This window comes from Marinomonas arctica (genome assembly GCF_003259225.1).
GTDB classification, from domain to species: domain Bacteria; phylum Pseudomonadota; class Gammaproteobacteria; order Pseudomonadales; family Marinomonadaceae; genus Marinomonas; species Marinomonas arctica.
Map to the genome: position 1 here is coordinate 1 of NZ_QHJF01000051.1, position 18,859 is coordinate 18,859.

Genomic DNA, 18,859 nt, shown 5'->3' on the forward strand with positions numbered 1-18,859 from the left:
AATGAGTATGCTGGGCTTCACGGATATATTAGTTGATAACAATATATTACAGAGTATTAGCGTAAGTGGTTATATGCTGAATACGAATCAGCCTATATCACTTATTGGTCGTATTAGCCAAAATGGTAAGGCGTTAGTGCTTTCTCGTTGGTTATCGAATTCAACTACAGCCGAAGAGGCGTATTTTCAAGCCAGTTCGATGAATTGGGAACTCACTAAAAACTAATTCTTAGGTTTCTGTTTAAATGTGAGGGAGAACAAATGAATCTAAGTCATGTTTACAATAAAGAAGAGCATGATCAAACGATAATTGACTGCTTTTTGCAGATGTGGCGCTATTCTGCCGATTTGATGTTTATCATGGCGGTAGAAGAGGGTGATGAGTTCTCTCTATACGATAATAATCCAGCCTCTAAAGCCGTCATGGGTCTAGAAAAGGGGTTTGAAATTCACAGGCTCAATTTGCGTGTTCAGTTTGGCGATGAGATGGCGGAACAGGTTTTTGCAACCTACCGTCAAGTCATCATTAATCGAACTCCTGTGTCCATCGAGCAAGCGGGAATGCGCGGCGATGGTAGCCGTATTTATTTTGATACCTTGTTTGTGCCGATATTTGATTTGACAGGTAAGGCCGTTTTTGTCTGTGGTGTGAGTCGTGATATTACCAAAATCAAAGACGCTGAAACGGTCGCATTACAGGCTAATGAAAAATTACTTGAATACAGCGTGGCACTTGAGAGCATTAATCAAGATCTAGATCGTAAGGTGCAAGAGCGGACAAAGGAATTAGAAGACGCAAAACGTACCGTAGAAGAGGCATTAGAAGCGAAGTCATCTTTTGTTGCTCGAATGAGCCATGAAATACGTACACCGATCAATGCTGTGATTGGGCTCAGCCACCTGAGTTTGAAAACGCCTTTAAATATGGAGCAGCAGGATTACATTAATAAAATACTCACTTCCGGTGAGGTATTGTTAAGTTTGGTTAACGACGTACTGGATTTTTCGAAAATTGAAGCGGGTAAAATGAGTATAGAGGTAGTGCCATTCTCACCTCGTTTGATTGTCGAGCATGCAATCAACATGAGCTCACTCAAAGCGAAAGAGAAGAAGCTTACGTTAACCGTGGATATCTCTCCTACCTTACCGACCATGTTGCTGGGAGACCCATTGCGCATTCAGCAGATTTTGGTCAATTTGGTGAGCAATGCGGTTAAGTTTACCGAGCGAGGAGGAATTTGCGTTCGTCTGTATGCGGATATTGACAGTCGCCATTTTTCACTGCGGTGCGATGTCATTGATACGGGTATTGGTATTGCCAAGGCATTTTCTGATCAGTTGTTTCAATCTTTTCAACAGGCCGACGACAGTATTACTCGAGAATTTGGAGGAACGGGCCTAGGGCTGGCGATTTCTCGTCAGTTATGTGAGCTGATGGGCGGAAAAATTTGGGTAAATAGTGCCGTAGGACAAGGTTCAACGTTTAGTTTTACGGTCCCACTTTCTGTGCCCGCTAACAGATTGACTCAGGATGAACATGGAATCGCTGAAGGGCACATAGCGCCGAATTTATTCCAATATCATATTCTATTAGTCGAAGATAATATCATTAATCAAAAAGTTATTTTGGGGTATTTAGGGGATACTGGCATACAGGTTGATGTAGCGGAAAATGGCGAAGAAGCGATTAGTAAGGTTAACAACAAAGATTACCATCTTGTTTTCATGGACATTCAGATGCCCGTGATGGATGGTCTGACAGCCACCCGTAAAATCAGACAACTTTCTCACTCTAAGTACAGTCATCTTCCTATTATTGCCATGACGGCTCATGTCTCTCAAGAAGCAAAAAAACAATCTGCCAGTGTAGGGATGAATGCCCATTTGGATAAACCAATAAAAAAAACCGATTTATACAAAATTTTACAAAAACACCTCAATATAAAGGAACCGCATGGAGCCTCGCAACAAGCTAGCTTAGAGCTTAAGAATGAGACTGACTCTGATCTTGACCTATTGTCTAATTTATCTGCAATCGATACATTAGATGTCTATGAAGCCGTCACAAATTTAGGTGGAAAGACAAGCTTATATATCAATTTAGTGGCGGCCTTTTATAAAAAATATCAAGATGTTTGTTTAGAAAAAAGATCAGGGGATGAATTTTTTTCCACATTGCATTCCTTGAAGTCTAATTCCGCTTATATTGGTGCTTTTACCTTATCTTCGTACTGTTTGGCATTGGAAAGTGAGCGTCATAATAGCGTCGCTTACTTTAAAAAATTTCCCTTGTTGTTAAGGGAGTATCGAAAGTTACTTGATCTATTGGGAAGAGTGTTAATACCCTATACAGCTTTTATTGCAGATAATATTAAATACGTGGGGTTTTCTGAGGTTGAGCTTTTAAATAGATTGGAATTCATTATACCTTTACTAAAGAACTCAGATTTTTTGGTAGAAAGCCATTTTGATGTTTTGCGTCAAATGGTCAAAGGGACGAAATACGTTTTCGACATAGAACACATAATTTTTGATGTACAAAATATTGAGTTTGAGATGGCTTATATTAAAGTGTCTCAACTTGTTTTAGAGCTTCAAGGTGATTAAAGACGATGGCAAAAGAACAAAGAGTTTTAGTCATTGATGATGAAAAAATCAATCTTAAGATAATTGGCGACATGCTTAACGATGATGTCCATATCATGATGGCTAAAAGTGGTGAGCAAGGAATTAGAAAGGCCATTGAGTATCAACCTGATTTGATTTTATTAGACGTCGTCATGCCAGAGATGGATGGTTTTGAGACCATGAGTCGCCTTCGTCACAATGTACATACCAGCTCCATACCGGTCATTTTTATTACGGCATTGAACGACGCGAGCCATGAAGAAAAAGCGCTATTAATGGGCGCAAGCGATTATATTCAAAAGCCGTTACACACAAATATTGTACAAGCTAGAGTGCGATTGCATTTAGAGCTGGTTAAACAGCGTAAATTACTGGAACAATTGGCTAACATCGATCCATTAACTGCGTTAGCCAATCGCCGTAAATACCAAGATGTTATTGCTCATGAATGGCAAAAAGCCATTTATAACCAAGATTGTATTTCTTTATTGGTCATCGATATTGATAATTTTAAGCAATACAATGATTGCTATGGTCATGCAACCGGTGACACAGTATTAAAACAAGTGGCCGCTGTATTAGCGAATCAAGTTGCCGACAAAGGGCTTGTGGCGCGATATGGGGGAGAAGAGTTTGTTATTGTATTGCCGAGTTCTTCGCAACAAGCCTCTGTCGAAATAGCACGTTACTGTATGCAAGATGTTGAGTCTTTAAATTTGCTTTATAATCACGAAGAGTTTAATGGAAAAGTGACAGTGAGTGTTGGGGGCGCCACCAAAAAGCCCAAAGATCATTGCGATATTGATGAGTTTTTTAATATGGCTGACGAGATGCTTAGTTTGGCTAAGAAAAGTGGTAAAAATAAAGTACTGTGGAAAGTGGCAGGCGATATAAACCTTGTTACCAAGTGACAAGGTTGTGCTTAGATATCGACTCGCAACATGGAGTAAGTTTAAAGCATCAAACCGTATTGTGAATTTCTGCCACAAAGTCGTAAGAATCTCCCGGAAACCATGAGCGAGTAAATTCAATCGGTGTACCGTCTTGTTTTACGGCGGTCCTTTCAATATAAAGCACCGCACTGAGTTCTGGGATATCCAATAAGCTTGCTCTTTGCCCGTCTATGCTAATAGCGCGTAAACGCTGAAAGGCTCGTACTGGGCGACAGCCTTGCTGCTCTAACAAATCGTACAGTGATCCTTCCATAGCAAAGGGGTTCAAAATGTAACGGCTGGGAATGGTAGCCAGTTCAAGCGCCATAGGCTTTCCGTCGGCATACCGCAAACGATAAAAACGCACCACTTCTTGTTCAGCCGAAAGCCCCAACGCTTTGCATTCATCTTCATGGGGCATGCCTAAAGATCGATCTAGCCATTTTGACGTGATGGTTTTGCCCCGTGCTTTCATCACCTCGGTAAAGCTTCTCAGGTGGTTGAGGGGTTGTTCGACCCGCTCGCTCACAAAAGTGCCAGCACCTTGACGTTGCGTCAGTACATCTTCTTTTACCAACTCATCGATGGCTCGTCGCACCGTCACTCTTGATACATCTAGGTATTTAGCAAGGTCTCGCTCTGGTGGTAGTGTATCGCCACCAAGCACTCGACCCGCAGAAATAGACGCCAGAATGGCTTTTTTTAGCTGAACATAGAGAGGGATGCCTTTTTCTCTCAATGCTTCGGCCTTACCAAATAACGCATTAACCCGATTGTGGTTCATAGTTCCTGTCCTGAACGGGAAGGGGTTCCCGTATTCGTACTCGTTCTTGCTAAGGGCAAAGTATTGTATTTCCCGTTAAAGTGGTATCGACGCCGTAGAGTGGGCGTTGACCCTCGTTAATGCCTTGCCTTGGTGATCAAATAAATATAAGTGATTGGGTTGAATGCCAAAGGTTATGTTGTCACCCGCTTGGTGTTGGTTGTCGCCATCCACTTTAAGTACCATTTCGCCTTCTTGACCGATGTCGACATATAAATACGACAACTCGCCAAGGTGTTCTATTAAAGTCACTGTGCCTTCAACGGTATTATTGTCACAGTGGAGAGCAATATGTTCTGGGCGCAAACCTAGCTTTACTATATCGCCTTTATTCAAAGACGACGAATCGATCGAGGCTTGAATAACGCGGCCAGATTCTAGCATAATTTGCGTGTTTTCTGGGTCGGAGTGATGAATTTTTGCGTTTAAAAAGTTCATTTTAGGCGAACCGATGAAGCCGGCGACAAACTGTGTTTTAGGATGGTGATACAAATCTAATGGTGCGCCGACTTGTTCGACGCGTCCTTTGTTCATGACGACGATTTTATCGCCCAATGTCATGGCCTCCACTTGATCATGGGTGACGTATACGACAGTGGCTTTCAGTTCCTGATGAAGCTTGCCAAGCTCGACACGGGTTTGCACACGTAACGACGCGTCTAGATTAGACAAAGGCTCATCAAATAAGAAGACTTTTGGGTCACGGACAATGGCACGGCCAATGGCAACACGTTGACGCTGACCACCAGACAATTCTCTCGGTAATCGCTCCAATAAGTGATCAATCTTTAGCTTCTTCGCCGCTTCCATAACCTTATTGTTCACAAACGCTTTGTCTTTTCCTGAGATTTTTAAACCAAATGCCATGTTTTTAAACACGTTCATATGAGGGTACAAAGCATAAGATTGAAACACCATAGCGATGCCGCGCTTAGCAGGAGAGCGTCCATTAACACGCTCGTCATCTATGTATAAATCGCCTTCGGTGATGTCTTCCAGTCCAGACAGTAAACGTAACAGAGTCGATTTACCGCAACCCGATTCGCCAATCAATACGACAAATTCGCCATCTTTAATATCCAAATCGATGCCATGCAGAACATCCACATTACCAAAGCGCTTTTTAATATTATTCAGTTTTACACTAGCCATGAAATAAACCTCCAACGGTCAAAGGGATACAATATTATTTGACCGCTCCGCTGGTTAAGCCGCGGATCAATTGTCTTGAAAAAATGGTGTATAGAATCAGTACTGGAACGATTGCCAAGGTTAACGCTGACAATACGGAGTTCCAGTCAGTTACGTACTGGCCAACAAATTGCTGTACACCAAGGGTTATGGTGCGTGTTTCTTCGCCTGGTGCGAGTATCAGCGGGAACCATAAATCATTCCAAATGGGGATCATGGTAAAGACCGCGACGGTGGCCATGGCGGGTTTCAGTAGCGGCAAGATGACACAAAAGAAAATCTTGTATTCGCTAACGGAATCACAGCGTGCGGCTTCCGTGAGCTCTTTTGGAATAGTACGTACAAACTCCGAGAGTATGTATACAGCGAGCGGCAAGCCTTGGGCGATGTACACCAGTACCAACGCAGTGAGCGTATTCACCAGATTCAGGTTGACCATTAGGCTTAAAATACTCACTGTCCCAAGACGGATAGGAATCATGATGCCCATAGCAAATAAAAAGGTGATGAGTAAATTGCCCTTGAATTTGTATTCTGTCAGTGCCCAAGCGGACATTGCACCTAATAAAAGCACTAAGCCGACCGCTACAATAGTGACAATCAAGCTATTCCACGAATACAGCCCGAAATCTGATCGGAGTAGTACTTGTTCAAAACCCACTAGAGTGAAGGAGCTACTGTCTGGTAAGCCGAGTGGATCACGGAAAATAGCTCGGCGCTCCTTAAAAGCATTGATTACGACAACAACAATGGGGAAGAGCGCAATCACGGTATAGGCTAATAACACGGCGTGTATGGTGACACTTTTAGGGACCTGTCTCATTCCAGAGGAAGGCATAAAACGGCTAAATAATTTCATCATGGCCTCCTAGAATTGGAATCGCTGAATGCGACGTTGAATGAAGAAGAGGAACAGCATAACGCCCACCAAAATGATCAAAAACATCAGTGTTGCCACCGCGGCACCCATGGAGGCGCTGCCTTGTTGAAGCTGGAAGCCAAAGAAGGTTCGGTAGAAGAAAGTCCCCATTAAATCGGTCGAGAAATCTGGGCCTGCAAGGGCGCCTTTTACCGCATATATCAATTCGAACGCATTGAAATTCGCCACAAACGTCAGGATAGATACCATGGCAATAGTGGGCAAAATGAGGGGGAGTTTAATATGCCAAAAAGTCTGCAATGAATTGGCACCATCCACCACACTGGCATCGACAATGTCATCAGGAATATTGAGTAAGGTGGCATAAATCAACATCATCGGAATACCGACAAACTGCCACACTGAGATAAAAGCCAAAGTAATCAGTGCGCTACTTTCTTTGCCTAGCCATGCATCGAAATATTGACCTAAGCCAATAGTATAGAGAAAGTCTTCGGAAATACCCCAAATAGGGCTTAACAAAAGCTGCCAAACGAAACCAATGATGACCACAGACAGCATAGTCGGCATAAAGATAAGTGTTCGATAAGTGCCGGATAAACGCAATTTAGGCGTACTTAACAAAACCGCTAAAATCAGGCCAATGGGGTTTTGTACCAGCATATGAATCGCGAAAAAGGTGAAGTTGTTACCGAGCGCGTTCCAAAAAGCTTGCGACCAAGTATCGTCAGTGATCAAGGTAATAAAATTCTGTAAACCGACAAAGTGGCTTTGCCCTTGTTGCTCGTTGTATAAGCTTAAGACGAGCGTATCGAGCAAAGGGTAAACGCTGAAAACAACGTAAATAAGCAACCCAGGCCCAAGGAAAAAGACCAAATGCCACGGAAAAGGTTTCTTTTCGTCATGTTGGTTGGATGGATTCATAGTTCATCTCAAATGGTAATTAATTTTAACCCCTCCCAGCCTCCCCCTTAGCGGGGGGAGGAGCAGACTGGTTTTATTCCCTCCCCTTATCTTCAAGGGGAGGGCCAGGGTGGGGTTAGCTTATTGTTGAGGTTTGTACCATTGGGCTAAACCGTCTTGCACTTCTTTGGCGGCCGCTTCTGGTGTCATGGTGCCATTAATGACTTGAGCGCTGACGTTCCAAAGTTGGTTTTCTAGGTTTGGTGTGCCACGAGACAAGATCTGATAGGAGTTGCGAATGGTTGATTCGCACTGCTGACGCCAGCTCATAAATTCTTGCGCCACTGGGTCTTTGATGTCGATTTGGTGATCTGACAATGGGAAAAAGCCTGGTACTTCATTGGCGTAAAGTGTGGCGAATTCTTTGCTTGCCATCCAATTTAAAAAGACTTTAGCGGCTTCTTTATTCTTCGAATTTGCGTTAATACCAATCCCCATGTCGGTGTGATCACTGATATAGCAAGTGTCTCCTGCTTTCGCAACGGGTGGCGGAAACGCACCAAATTCAAAATCCGCTTGATTGTTAAACGTCTGGATATCCCAAGACCCCGCTGGGTAGATAGCCGCACGACCTAAGGTGAACAGGTTTTGTGAATCAGAATATTTCTGCGCTTCAAAACCTCTACCTAGATACGGTTTCCACTGAGCCAGTTCTTTAAAGGTATCTACATACGCTGAATCGGTTAAGGCGGCCTCACCAGTTAATAGTGCTTTACGACCTTCCTCACCTTTCCAATGGTTTGGTCCTATATTTTGGAAGCCCATTGTCGCCGCTTCCCACTGATCGGCCGTCCCCATGGCTAAAGGGGTGTAACGACTTTCTGATTTGATGGTATCAAGCGTTTTGAAAAACTCATCACGTGTTTTAGGCACGGATAAATTCAGTTCTTTAAATATTTCTTTGTTATAAACAAAACCGTGAATAACCGAAGCAACTGGCATACAGAACTGGTCTTTACCATCGTCCGTGATCCAAGCGCTTTTTGCTACGTCAGAGAATTGCTTTAGACCTTCTAGGTCATTTAGGTTGGCGAGATAACCGTCTTTATAAAGGTCTAATGCCGTATCGAACGGACGACAAGTGATTAAATCGCCAGCGGAGCCAGCTTTTAATTTTGCCTGTAAGGCCGAGTTGTATTCGGTTGGTGGGGTAGGAGCAAAGTTAATTTGTGTATCCGGATGGCTTTTATTGAAAGCGGGAATGATGACATCAGACCAGATGTTAGCATCATCGCTGCGCCAGCTTTCGATCGACAAGCTGCTAGCAGCCTGAACAGCACTTGTGCTACTCATTAGTATAGCGGCTAGGCAGGTTAACTTTGATACTGCTTTTGTGGGTGTTTTTGTTGCGGTTCTTGTTTTAAGTGAAGCGTAACGAACATTAAACATGAGTACTCTCCGATTGTTATTTCCAATTGTGCTGAGGTTGCTTTTTTTATTAGGTTTTTTGCTGACCTCTGTACGACGATTGAGCTTCTATCATCGTAAAGTGGCCTGTCTAAAAAATAACATTGGTATTTTTTAGGTATTGCTAGATTTTGAAAATTAGCACCAATTTTCCCCTCAAGCAAATAAATATGACAATTTTATGGAAAATAATGCCATGTTAGGTTTTAATTGGTTTTATATTGGTTTTATATTGGTTCTATTCTGGTTTGTTTTGAAGAGTAAAGAGGGTTTCTATGCAGGTCATTATTCTCCCGTCCACGCACGATGTTGCTTTGTATGCGGCTGATCGTGTTGTTGATGTGATTAATACTAAGACAAACCCTGTTTTAGGGTTGGCGACAGGATCAACGCCCATTGCTTTGTACGAGGAGCTGGTAGCACGTTATCAAGCTAAGCAAGTATCGTTTCGACAGGCGGTCAGTTTTAATCTGGATGAGTACATTGGTATCACTGACAGTCATGAGCAGAGTTATCGTACGTTTATGAACCAGCATTTGTTTGATCACATTGATATTGCCAAGTCGAACACGCATGTGCCTTTGGCAGAGAGCAAAGATGCGATTGTCTTAAAGAAAAGTGCACAGGATTATGAAGCGAGTATTCAACAAGCTGGTGGTATTGATTTGCAGATTTTAGGAATTGGCTTAAATGGTCACATTGGCTTTAACGAGCCGACTTCTAGCTTTGCTTCACGAACGCGTATTAAAACATTGTCAGAATCAACCGTAGCAGCAAATAAGCGGTTTTTTAAAGCGGGTGAATACCAACCACAATTAGCTTTAACCATGGGGATTGGGTCCATTTTGGACAGTCGAGCGGTGTTGTTAATGGCAACGGGAAAGGCAAAGGCTGAGGCGGTAAAGGCCATGATTGAAGGGCCACTTTCTGCTATGTGTCCGGCGTCGGCACTGCAACTGCATGAGGCAACGACCATCGTATTGGACGAAGACGCCGCGAGTTTGTTAGCACTAAAAGACTACTACCAATGGTGCGAGCTAAAACGCCAGCAATTGTATGAAGGGAGTTTGACATGAGCGGTTTATATATAGGAGTGGACGGAGGCGGCACATTCTGTCGAGCTCGCTTGGTGGATAGCGATGGTCATATATTGGGTGAAGCGGTTGGTGGTTCCGGTAATCCTCGAATTGGCATTGAGGCGGCATGGCAAAATATTATCAATGCCTGCCTTGAGGCCTGTCGTCAAGGCAATATTCCGCCCGAAAGCTATTCAAAAATCACGCTAGGGCTAGGCTTGGCGGGTGCCAATCAGCCGTTAGAACAAGAGCTGGTTATTGCCCAAAAGTCTCCATTTGGGCAACGCTATTTATTAACCGATGCGCACGCGGCTTGTCTGGGGGCATTTAATGGTGAAGACGGCGCGTTATTGATATTGGGCACGGGTAGTTGCGGAGTGGTGTATCAAAATGAAAGATTCAGTATCGTGGGGGGCTGGGGCTTTCCATTATCTGATCAAGGAAGCGGAGCCCGTATTGGCTTGTCCGCATTAGAATATTCGTTAGCAGCGTTAGATGGTATTTCTCCTTCGACACCCTTTACCGACAGCATTAACGCTGAATTTTCGTTGTCAGCAGAAGAGTACGTTTTGTATCAGAACCGTGCGCCATTGCCGAAAGAATACGGCGCTTTTGCTGTTCAGGTGTTTCAATTTGCTCAACAAAAAGACCCCATTGCGCTGAAAATTATCCAACAGCAAGTAGAGTGGGTAAGTCAGTATTTAGACGCTTTAATAGCGAAAGGCGCCCAGCAAATTGTTTTAGTGGGCGGTGTCTCAGAAGCTATTTTAAGTTATTTGCCAGAGCGCTTTTCAACGTATTTTTGTTCGCCGCAAGGGGACGCGATGGCGGGGGCAATTTTGATGGCCAAGGCTCAGATAGGAAGGAAGGCAATATGACGGAGTATACAGTGATAAGGGTATTTGCAGAACGTCTGTTTGATGGCGAGCACTGGCTCACGAATCAGCTGGTGACCTTCAAAGGGCAGATGATTGAATCCGTTGAGTCGGCCACGATGCCAACCAATGGGGAGATAGAGAGGCTTGATGTACTGGCACCTGGCTTTATTGATGTCCATGTAAACGGCGGAGGCGGAGCATTGTTTAACCATACGCCGACGATAGAAGCATTGGCGCGCATGGTGGCGGTGCATGCTCAATTCGGCACGGTTGCCATGATGCCGACCTTAATATCGGATGATTATGACGTTATGTCTCAAGCCCATCATGCGGTTTGCCAAGCGTTAGAGCAAAACATGGCGGGGATTTTAGGGATGCATTATGAGGGCCCCTACCTCAATCCCATTCGCAAGGGGGTTCATAATGAATCTAAGTTACGCAAGCCGACCGAAGGTACGTTATCGACTTTATTAAATGTCAGCCGTAGTGGAAAGCTTATGGTGACATTGGCGCCAGAGCAGGTGCCGGAAGGCTTTATCGAATGGTTGGTTTCCGAAGGGGCGATTGTGTGTATTGGCCATTCTGCGGCAAGCTATGATCAAGCAAGGCAAGCCGTGATGAGTGGCGTTCGTGGTTTTACGCATTTGTTTAATGCCATGACGCCGTTAGTGAGTCGTGAGCCCGGTGTGGTGGGTGCCGCTTTACAAACAGATTTACCGACTTGGTGCGGTCTCATTGCCGATGGACATCATGTCCATCCTGCCGCGATGCGTGTCGCCATTGCGGCGAAAGGGTCTGAACACATGCTTTTGGTCACCGATGCCATTCAAAGTGTGGGGTCAGATGAAAAAGAAATGCCTTTTTTGGGTAAGAAAGTACGGCGTAGTGAAGGTAAAGTGACCACCGAAGACGGCACGCTTGCAGGGTCGGATTTAGACATGGCAACGGCGGTACGCAATGCGATTTCTTTAATTGGGCGAACACCGGCGGAAGCCTTACAGATGGCGTCGTTAAGACCCGCTGAGTTTCTCGGTCTTGAACATCAGTTTGGTCGCATTAAACCGGGTTACCGAGCGAGCCTTGTTGCCTTAAATGAAGACTTCGTTGTGAAAGCGACATGGATAGATGGGCAGAAGGTATGGGGATCGGGCATGGCGTAATTTAAATAAATTGCAATAAAGCTATCTATCTTAGAGTTATGTCTATACTATGACCTTTCCAGCTAGAAAGAAGTCTATAATTATTAACTCTGCAATACGTTGTTTTATTCATAAAATCCTCGTCCTGAAAGTTTCTAAGTACCAGTCTATTTTTTTTGCAAAATCGGTCTATAAAAGACCATCCAAACTTCAGGAAAATATTTATGTCTAATACAGTGAAAGGAACCGTTAAGTGGTTCAACGAAATTAAAGGTTTTGGCTTTATTGAGCAAGAGTCTGGCCCAGATGTGTTCGCACATTTTAGCGCCATTGCTAGCTCAGGATTCAAAACATTGGCAGAAGGCCAACAAGTTGAATTCGTTGTGACTGCAGGCCAAAAAGGTCCTCAAGCAGAAAATATTACAGTACTTTAATTAGCTACTAAGCATATTTAAAAAAAGGGTAAGTTCTTCGGAACTTACCCTTTTTTTTGCTTTTAAATTAATCTTGCGTCGGTTGTTTTATTCGTATTTAGTCTTCTTTGTGTGTTCATACTATGAGAAATAGCGGAAACTTTTTTCGCTTGTGTTACGTATACTTAGACGGACTTAACGTGTGTCGTTGTGGCACTCAACGGGTCACTTTGTAAGGAGTATTATATGAATCGTCGACATTTTATTATTCAAGCGGCCTGTGTTGTTGGTGTCGCAAAAACGTTTAATGTGTCTGCTTCAACAATGGCATTGGCTTCTAATGCAACATTTGAAATCGTACGCACTAAGAAAGAGTGGCAAGCGATGCTAAGTGATTTTGAATACCAAGTAATGCGGGAGGAAAAAACCGAGCGAGCAGGATCAAGCCCTTTATTGAAAGAAAAGCGAGAAGGCACCTATCTTTGTAAAGGTTGTGACCTTCCTTTGTATCCCAGTCATACGAAATACGAGAGTGGTACAGGCTGGCCAAGCTTCTACGATAGTCTTCCCAATGCAATTGGAACAAAAGAAGACAATGGTTTCTTTATGACACGCACTGAAGTGCATTGTCGTCGTTGCGGTAGTCATCTTGGACATATTTTTGACGATGGTCCAGCTCCAACTGGGTTACGTCATTGTTTAAATGGCGTATCGCTTGTATTTCAACCCGCTTAAATTTTTTACACATATTTTGTGTGATCGTGAAACCTTTTCGAATCCATGTCGTATCTCTTCATAACCATGGCGCATTGTTATGGATCATCAGACTGGAGAAAAACAATGAAATTATTAAGTCTTGTTTCTGTTGCGACAATTGTGACGCTTGCTGGCTGTTCTGCTGGTGGCATGAAAAGTGTCGATGAGAACACTAACCCAATGGTGGGTGGCGCTCCAATGTATGCGAGCAAAAATATCATAGAAAATGCCGTGAACTCAAAAGACCATACGACGCTTGTTGCGGCCGTTAAGGCTGGCGGCTTAGTTGACACTCTACAAGGCCCTGGGCCCTTTACCGTCTTTGCGCCAACGAATGCAGCGTTTGATAAATTGCCCGAAGGCGCGGTGGCGAATCTCTTAAAACCAGAAAATAAAGCCGATTTGGCTAAAGTGTTAGCGTGTCATGTTGTCAAAGCGGATGCTTTATCTGGCGCGATCAAAACGATGATTGATGACGACAAGGGCAAACATCCAGTGCCTACTATCGGTGGATGTACATTAATGGCGACTTACATGGGTGATAAAATCATGCTGGAAGACGAAAATGGTCGTGTTGCTCACGTGACCATTGCCGATGTTAAACAGTCCAATGGTGTCATCCACGTGGTTGATGGGGTACTTTTGCCTAAGCAATAAAATCTTGATAGTGCTTAATCGACAACGATTATTATGATTGGCGCAAACCATGCTTGGCTTCTATAGCAGATAGAGACCAAGCATTTTTTTATGCTTGAGAGTGCTTCTTGAGTTTAAGTCATTATGGTTGCTAATAAAATGCCACCAACGACCCCCTTGATTTTTTGTAGTAAGAGACTATTGCCATGATCCTTTTGAGCAGAGAAAAAGTCACATAGGCCTTTGCGATCTCAAGCTGCGCACAGTAACATGAGTTATTTTAAGCAAATGGACCCCAAAAAAGTGCAGCGGACTTACAGCATCCTATCAAAAACTTGCCTTTTCCTAGTATTGTTTTTTCTTATGCCTTCTTTGTCTCACGCAGACGCGCTCAGTTTGGGTGAAGACATTCCTTATTTTTATTATGAAGATGAATCTGGATCTTTATCGTTGGAGCAATTTCTCAATGTGCCTAGCCATAGGCTGACGGAATCAGAGAAAATTTTATCAAAGGGGTACACAGAATCCACCTTTTGGGTAAAAACTTTTATAAATGAAGAGCGCTTTATAGGTCATAAATATTGGTTTGAAATACTGCCTATTTTTTTGGATAAGGTGGATTTTTTTTATAAACCAGGCGGAAGTTCTGATTGGAAGAAACGATCAGCTGGTGATTTAAACAGTCAGGCCGATTGGGATCTTGACTATAGATCTGCTGTTTTTATGTTGCCAGAATCTTCCACAGGATACGATGTTATTATAAAAGTATCGACAACAAGTTCAATGTTATTAAATGTTAAATTATGGGAAGGAGATGATTTTTTAAGTCATGCACTAAAAGATAATGCCTTCTGGAATTTTTTCTTTGGATTGTTTTTTTTAACAGGAATGTTTTCTTTTATATTGGCGGTCGTTTTTAATAAGCGAGAGTTTTGGGCGGCATTTTTTGTTTGTTCCGTGTATGTTGCGGTTTTTTGTGTGCAAGGCTATTACGATTGGTTTTTTGGTAAAGACGAAAATAATGTTCAGCATTACTTAGTTAGCTTTTTTTCCATTACTTCTTTTAGTGTGGCTTTATGGGTTTGTTCTGAAATGCTAGGTCTATATGATCGTTTTTTGGTTATGTATAAAGCTATCATGGTAATTTTTTTCGTTATGCTTTTTCAGACTGTCTTTGTTTTTTTCGATATGTTTTTATTTTCTATAAGAATCGTTTATGTTCTTTTTGTAATAGGGGTGTTTTTGATATTAATGTCTTTTTTATATTGTCTTTCCAGATATAGGTTTAGTTTTTTTTACCTGCTTATTGGATGTGGTGCCGTTATTTTATTAAGCGTTTCGCTTGTTAGGTTATTTACGCTAAATGGTTGGATCACATATACTGAAAAAGGCAGTGTTTTATGGCAGGCGTTGATTTCAGTTAATGTGGTTCTAGTGATTGTGACCACTTCTTTTAAAATATACAGAGAGAAAATAAATAATATAGAGCGACAGTCATTAGCTAAAGAGTTGAATTTTGAAAGAGATGTACGCTTTCAGCAGCGAATGTTTATTAACATGCTTTCACATGAATTCCGAACCTCCCTTGCCGTCATATCAGGCGCGTTGACAAACTTGAAGTCAATGTCTAACGGTGAAAATGAATTCATATCCAAAAGGTACAATCGAATTGAACGCGCAAATGAAAGGTTAATACAATTAACCGATAATTGTCTCGCAGATGATAGAATTTCTTCTAATGAACAAATAATGAATTTTTCTAAAGTGAATCTTGTTGAAATAGTAGGGCAAGTAAAGAAAGTTGTCGATGTTTCAGAAAGGCACAAAATCAATTTTTATTTAAATGGAATGCCCATTAACTTTGAAGATTTTCCAGAGCTATATCTCAAGGCTGATTCTGCAATGCTGCAAATTGCCATATCAAATATACTGGGTAATGCGCTCAAGTATATGGATGAAGGAGATATAAATTTTGAAGTAATCATTTCTCAGAAATGTTTTACAATAAGAATAGAGGATCATGGCCCTGGAATAGGCAGTGATCATGTGTATACTATTTTCGACCGATACAAAAGAGCCGTTGATGCAGAAGGCGGCAGACAAAAAAATGGTTTTGGCCTCGGGCTTTATATTGCAAAAAGAATCTTGCTGGCTCATGGTGGTGACATCGAATTGATTAAAAATTCAAACAAAGGGTGTTGTTTTGAATTGATCATTCCTAATGGCTTTACAGGAGTGTAATGTATTCATGAAGAGTCAAATTTTGAATATTGCAATTGTTGAAGATAATGATGATTTACGCGAAGAGTTAAGTTTTTTTCTAACCGCTAATGGCTGCAGGGTTTGGGAAAGTCGCAGTGCTGAACTATTTTGGCGACAACTACACGCTGAGCCGACTGATATAGTATTAATTGATGTTGGGTTACCGGGTGAAGACGGTTATGGCATTGTTCAGCACTTGAGTCAGCTTAATCGTTATGGGTTAATTATGTTAACCGCTCGGGGAAGTCAGAATGATAAACTCTCAGGTCTTCAAAGTGGTGCGGATTTATATCTGATTAAGCCGATTAACTTCTCTAAACTTCTCGAAAAAATTAATGATTTATGGCAACGACTTCTAGGGGATGATACTCGGGTTTTGAACGATCCATCTAATGTGCCATTTGTGCCTGTGAGTTCAGAGAGAAAACCTGACTTTCAATTGGATAGAGCCAATTTTCAAGTGAACATGGTAGGGCAATCTGCTATTGCGCTTACTCCAATTGAATTTTCTCTAATGGAGCGGTTACTAGATTTTCCCGAGCAGGTGCAAAGCAAACAAGATTTGTATGATCATTTGTGGGGCGATAATGACGTTGAGTTGCATCGTGTTGACGTTGTGTTAAGTCGCTTACGTGCTAAATTTCGCGCTCGTGGTGTCAAGCTTCCTATTCGTTCTATTTTTGGCAAAGGCGTTGTTTATAAACCAAACGGTTAATAATTTTCGATTATTGAGAGGAATGAGAGTTTTGAGACTGACATGACGCGCGCCCAATACCGATAATGTAAACAATGAGTCAATTTTTGTTTGCCTTGGTAATGGAGTGTAAAGAGATGGTCGGTAAGAAGATAGCTGTTTTATTGGGTTCTAGTTTATTGCTGGGTTCCGTGAATGCGGAGCCAGTGGTGCTCGATAGAGAATTGGCGCGTTTGCTGCAAGAGCACGCCTTGATTTCGCAGGCAGACAAAGAACTGTTGTCTGCCAAACAGCAAGTTGAAGCGGCGCAATCGGCTTGGTTTCCCACTTTAAGCGTCTCCGGTCTCTATGGCAGAGAGCACATTGACCGAGACATCGGCACCGATACTAAAATGACCAAATCCGAGCTGGACGCCAGTTTGCGTCAAACCTTGTGGGATTTTGGTAAAACGTCTGGTGCGATCACCAAGGCAGAAAAAACGGTGACACGCAAAGAGTTAGAGCGTGATCTGCAAGCTCAGAATCTACTTTTGGCCGGTCTTGAAGCCTACATTAATTTGAAAAAAGCCTACCGCGTGGCGAATTTTGCTCGCCAATCAGAAGAAAACATCAAGCAACAAACCAGTCTTGAAGATACTCGAATCAACAACGGCAAAGGTTATACCACCGATGTGTTGCAAGCGAAGGCGCAGTTAGCCGGAGCAAGAGCAAAACGCGTGAGCGCCGAGCAAGTGCTGTCTACCGCAAAAAACCGTTATGTCACAGTGTTTAACACCCCCGCGCCAAGTGATGCCGATATGGTCATGCTGGCCATTCCTGCCGCGTTATTACCCGCTGACATCGAGGGTCTGATTCGTGATGTTGTACAAAACAACCCTGATGTCCGTCGTGAACAAGCAGGGGTTGCCGTCGCGACAGCAGAAAAAGAACGCGTTAAATCCAATCAATGGATGCCGAGTTTGGATTTGGTGGCCTCCACACAACATCATCGTAATCAGGACGGTGTATCAGGCGATCGTTACGACAATGAAATTGCCGTGCAATTTAACTGGAATATCAACTTAGCTGGTCAGGCAAACCATCAAGTCAAATCCGCCGCAGCGGATGAAGCCGCACAGCAATCGCAAGCGGACTACACCCTATTAACGGCCAAAGAAACGGCTGAAAACGCATGGTCAGATTTAATTCTTGCCAAAGAGCGTGCTGGTTATTTGCGCGATCAAGCTGAGATCGCGGGACAGTTTTTAGCTTTGGCGCGTAAAGAGCGTGAATTGGGGCGTCGTTCATTGATCGACGTCTTGTCTGGTGAAACGTCATTAATCAACGCACAAAGTGACTACAGTGCAGCGCAAGCCGATGTGGTGATTGCCTCCTACAACATCGTTCGTAGCATGGGCAAATTAACGTTAGACAACATAAAAGACCTATAAAACGATTAGCCGAGTGCCGTCGATCATGTGATCGATGGCACTCGGCTTTTTGCTTAAACGAGACAGCAGGTGACCATCATGGCCGATGAAAACAACAGCACAGAGCAAAACAACAGCACAGAACAAAACAACAGCGCAGACCAGAATGCGAATATCATCACCCTGAGTGAGCAAGAGCAACAGATCTTAGCGCAAGCAAGAGCGGCCTATGATGAAGCCATTGCTCAGGGACAAAGCGTAGATCAAGCCCTTAATGAGGCCAGCGACATATTAAATCAATCTGATTTAGACGCGGCCTTAAAAACCACCACCTTGAATTTATGGCGTGGTACGGGTGATCTAAATGCAGAGCAAAGCAATCTTGACAATATTCTTACGGATACCAGCAGTGAAGCGGACGATGTAGAACCGACAGCAGAAACTGTGCCGACAGGTGTGCTCACCAATACAAACAATACCAGTTTTGTCAGTGGTGATACGGCTACCTCATCGCCTGATGTGTCGGCTGCGAATGCTGTCACGGAAGTAAACCGTGTCGAAATAACCGGCATGAGCACAGTGGGCCGTAATTCAGGAGCTCTTCAATTTTCACGAACAGAGCAAACTGATTTTGCTGAAGAAACGAATGCAGCAGTGTTTAGCACCAGTACTACAACGGCAGAATTAGAAACTTCAGAGACCATTCTAGATACCACGCCGCCAGTGGCACCGAGTACAGCGCCTGCGGGCTTCTTGGACGATGGCGGAAATC

General features: G+C 43.1%; 17 protein-coding genes and 1 pseudogene. 13 read left to right on the plus strand and 5 right to left on the minus strand.

The genetic code is table 11. The annotated features are described in order from the left end of the window. The 3 genes and pseudogenes from DK187_RS20395 to DK187_RS20405 all read left to right on the plus strand — a co-directional run. Window positions 1-226 (plus strand): annotated as a pseudogene (locus tag DK187_RS20395) (avidin/streptavidin family protein); the annotation flags it as partial. Between the two features lie 35 nt (window positions 227-261). Continuing rightward, a complete protein-coding gene (locus DK187_RS20400) occupies window positions 262-2,607 on the plus strand; it encodes an ATP-binding protein (RefSeq protein ID WP_111609139.1) in 2,346 nt (781 codons plus the stop codon). 5 nt (window positions 2,608-2,612) lie between these two features. Next, window positions 2,613-3,539: a GGDEF domain-containing response regulator gene (locus DK187_RS20405; protein WP_111609140.1), complete on the plus strand. Its 927-nt coding sequence runs from the start codon at window positions 2,613-2,615 to the stop codon at window positions 3,537-3,539. A 49-nt stretch (window positions 3,540-3,588) separates the two neighbouring features. Here the strand turns inward: DK187_RS20405 and DK187_RS20410 are convergent, their stop codons facing one another. The 5 genes from DK187_RS20410 to DK187_RS20430 all read right to left on the minus strand — a co-directional run bounded on the left by DK187_RS20410 (window position 3,589) and on the right by DK187_RS20430 (window position 8,806). After that, window positions 3,589-4,344, minus strand: coding sequence for a GntR family transcriptional regulator (locus DK187_RS20410; protein WP_111609141.1), 756 nt, complete (start codon window positions 4,342-4,344; stop codon window positions 3,589-3,591). A 75-nt stretch (window positions 4,345-4,419) separates the two neighbouring features. After that, window positions 4,420-5,535 carry an ABC transporter ATP-binding protein gene (locus tag DK187_RS20415; protein WP_111609142.1) on the minus strand — a complete coding sequence of 372 codons (1,116 nt, stop codon included), beginning with the start codon at window positions 5,533-5,535 and terminating at the stop codon, window positions 4,420-4,422. Between the two features lie 34 nt (window positions 5,536-5,569). Beyond that, window positions 5,570-6,433 carry a carbohydrate ABC transporter permease gene (locus DK187_RS20420; protein WP_111609143.1) on the minus strand — a complete coding sequence of 288 codons (864 nt, stop codon included), beginning with the start codon at window positions 6,431-6,433 and terminating at the stop codon, window positions 5,570-5,572. A 9-nt stretch (window positions 6,434-6,442) separates the two neighbouring features. Continuing rightward, window positions 6,443-7,378, minus strand: coding sequence for a carbohydrate ABC transporter permease (locus DK187_RS20425; protein WP_111609144.1), 936 nt, complete (start codon window positions 7,376-7,378; stop codon window positions 6,443-6,445). 120 nt (window positions 7,379-7,498) lie between these two features. Further along, entirely contained in the window at window positions 7,499-8,806 is a 1,308-nt protein-coding gene (locus DK187_RS20430) for an ABC transporter substrate-binding protein (protein WP_111609145.1), read from the minus strand. A 293-nt stretch (window positions 8,807-9,099) separates the two neighbouring features. Between DK187_RS20430 and nagB the strand changes: the two genes are divergently transcribed. From nagB to DK187_RS20480, 10 genes are all read left to right on the plus strand, one after another. Then, the gene (gene nagB, locus DK187_RS20435; RefSeq protein ID WP_111609146.1) at window positions 9,100-9,900 is read left to right on the plus strand and encodes a glucosamine-6-phosphate deaminase; all 801 of its coding nucleotides are present in this window, start codon (window positions 9,100-9,102) and stop codon (window positions 9,898-9,900) included. Next, entirely contained in the window at window positions 9,897-10,778 is an 882-nt protein-coding gene (locus DK187_RS20440) for a glucosamine kinase nucleotide-binding domain-containing protein (protein ID WP_111609147.1), read from the plus strand. Before nagB ends, DK187_RS20440 begins: the two co-directional genes overlap by 4 nt. Then, window positions 10,775-11,938: an N-acetylglucosamine-6-phosphate deacetylase gene (gene nagA, locus DK187_RS20445; protein ID WP_111609148.1), complete on the plus strand. Its 1,164-nt coding sequence runs from the start codon at window positions 10,775-10,777 to the stop codon at window positions 11,936-11,938. Before DK187_RS20440 ends, nagA begins: the two co-directional genes overlap by 4 nt. 203 nt (window positions 11,939-12,141) lie before the next feature. Then, a complete protein-coding gene (locus DK187_RS20450) occupies window positions 12,142-12,351 on the plus strand; it encodes a cold-shock protein (RefSeq protein WP_012069364.1) in 210 nt (69 codons plus the stop codon). A 225-nt stretch (window positions 12,352-12,576) separates the two neighbouring features. Next, on the plus strand, window positions 12,577-13,065 hold the full coding sequence (gene msrB, locus DK187_RS20455) for a peptide-methionine (R)-S-oxide reductase MsrB (protein WP_111609149.1): 489 nt from the start codon (window positions 12,577-12,579) through the stop codon (window positions 13,063-13,065). Window positions 13,066-13,170: 105 nt separating this feature from the next. Next, window positions 13,171-13,743 carry a fasciclin domain-containing protein gene (locus DK187_RS20460; protein ID WP_111609150.1) on the plus strand — a complete coding sequence of 191 codons (573 nt, stop codon included), beginning with the start codon at window positions 13,171-13,173 and terminating at the stop codon, window positions 13,741-13,743. Window positions 13,744-14,085: 342 nt separating this feature from the next. Then, the gene (locus DK187_RS20465; protein WP_162623571.1) at window positions 14,086-15,963 is read left to right on the plus strand and encodes a sensor histidine kinase; all 1,878 of its coding nucleotides are present in this window, start codon (window positions 14,086-14,088) and stop codon (window positions 15,961-15,963) included. Window positions 15,964-15,970: 7 nt separating this feature from the next. Next, the gene (locus DK187_RS20470; protein ID WP_162623572.1) at window positions 15,971-16,699 is read left to right on the plus strand and encodes a response regulator transcription factor; all 729 of its coding nucleotides are present in this window, start codon (window positions 15,971-15,973) and stop codon (window positions 16,697-16,699) included. Window positions 16,700-16,773: 74 nt separating this feature from the next. Next, window positions 16,774-18,108: a TolC family protein gene (locus DK187_RS20475; RefSeq protein WP_111609153.1), complete on the plus strand. Its 1,335-nt coding sequence runs from the start codon at window positions 16,774-16,776 to the stop codon at window positions 18,106-18,108. Window positions 18,109-18,186: 78 nt separating this feature from the next. Continuing rightward, the coding region (locus DK187_RS20480; RefSeq protein ID WP_162623573.1) for a hypothetical protein at window positions 18,187-18,859 on the plus strand (673 nt) is incomplete at its 3' end.

Coding starts and splice junctions, on each gene's coding strand:
- DK187_RS20425 (WP_111609144.1), bottom strand. CDS start 7,378: ATGAATCCATCCAACCAACATGACGAAAAGAAACCTTTTCCGTGGCAT.
- DK187_RS20415 (WP_111609142.1), bottom strand. CDS start 5,535: ATGGCTAGTGTAAAACTGAATAATATTAAAAAGCGCTTTGGTAATGTG.
- DK187_RS20475 (WP_111609153.1), top strand. CDS start 16,774: ATGAGTCAATTTTTGTTTGCCTTGGTAATGGAGTGTAAAGAGATGGTC.
- DK187_RS20430 (WP_111609145.1), bottom strand. CDS start 8,806: ATGTTTAATGTTCGTTACGCTTCACTTAAAACAAGAACCGCAACAAAA.
- DK187_RS20400 (WP_111609139.1), top strand. CDS start 262: ATGAATCTAAGTCATGTTTACAATAAAGAAGAGCATGATCAAACGATA.
- DK187_RS20465 (WP_162623571.1), top strand. CDS start 14,086: ATGCCTTCTTTGTCTCACGCAGACGCGCTCAGTTTGGGTGAAGACATT.
- DK187_RS20405 (WP_111609140.1), top strand. CDS start 2,613: ATGGCAAAAGAACAAAGAGTTTTAGTCATTGATGATGAAAAAATCAAT.
- nagA (WP_111609148.1), top strand. CDS start 10,775: ATGACGGAGTATACAGTGATAAGGGTATTTGCAGAACGTCTGTTTGAT.
- DK187_RS20420 (WP_111609143.1), bottom strand. CDS start 6,433: ATGAAATTATTTAGCCGTTTTATGCCTTCCTCTGGAATGAGACAGGTC.
- DK187_RS20460 (WP_111609150.1), top strand. CDS start 13,171: ATGAAATTATTAAGTCTTGTTTCTGTTGCGACAATTGTGACGCTTGCT.
- DK187_RS20470 (WP_162623572.1), top strand. CDS start 15,971: ATGAAGAGTCAAATTTTGAATATTGCAATTGTTGAAGATAATGATGAT.
- nagB (WP_111609146.1), top strand. CDS start 9,100: ATGCAGGTCATTATTCTCCCGTCCACGCACGATGTTGCTTTGTATGCG.
- DK187_RS20440 (WP_111609147.1), top strand. CDS start 9,897: ATGAGCGGTTTATATATAGGAGTGGACGGAGGCGGCACATTCTGTCGA.
- DK187_RS20410 (WP_111609141.1), bottom strand. CDS start 4,344: ATGAACCACAATCGGGTTAATGCGTTATTTGGTAAGGCCGAAGCATTG.
- DK187_RS20450 (WP_012069364.1), top strand. CDS start 12,142: ATGTCTAATACAGTGAAAGGAACCGTTAAGTGGTTCAACGAAATTAAA.
- msrB (WP_111609149.1), top strand. CDS start 12,577: ATGAATCGTCGACATTTTATTATTCAAGCGGCCTGTGTTGTTGGTGTC.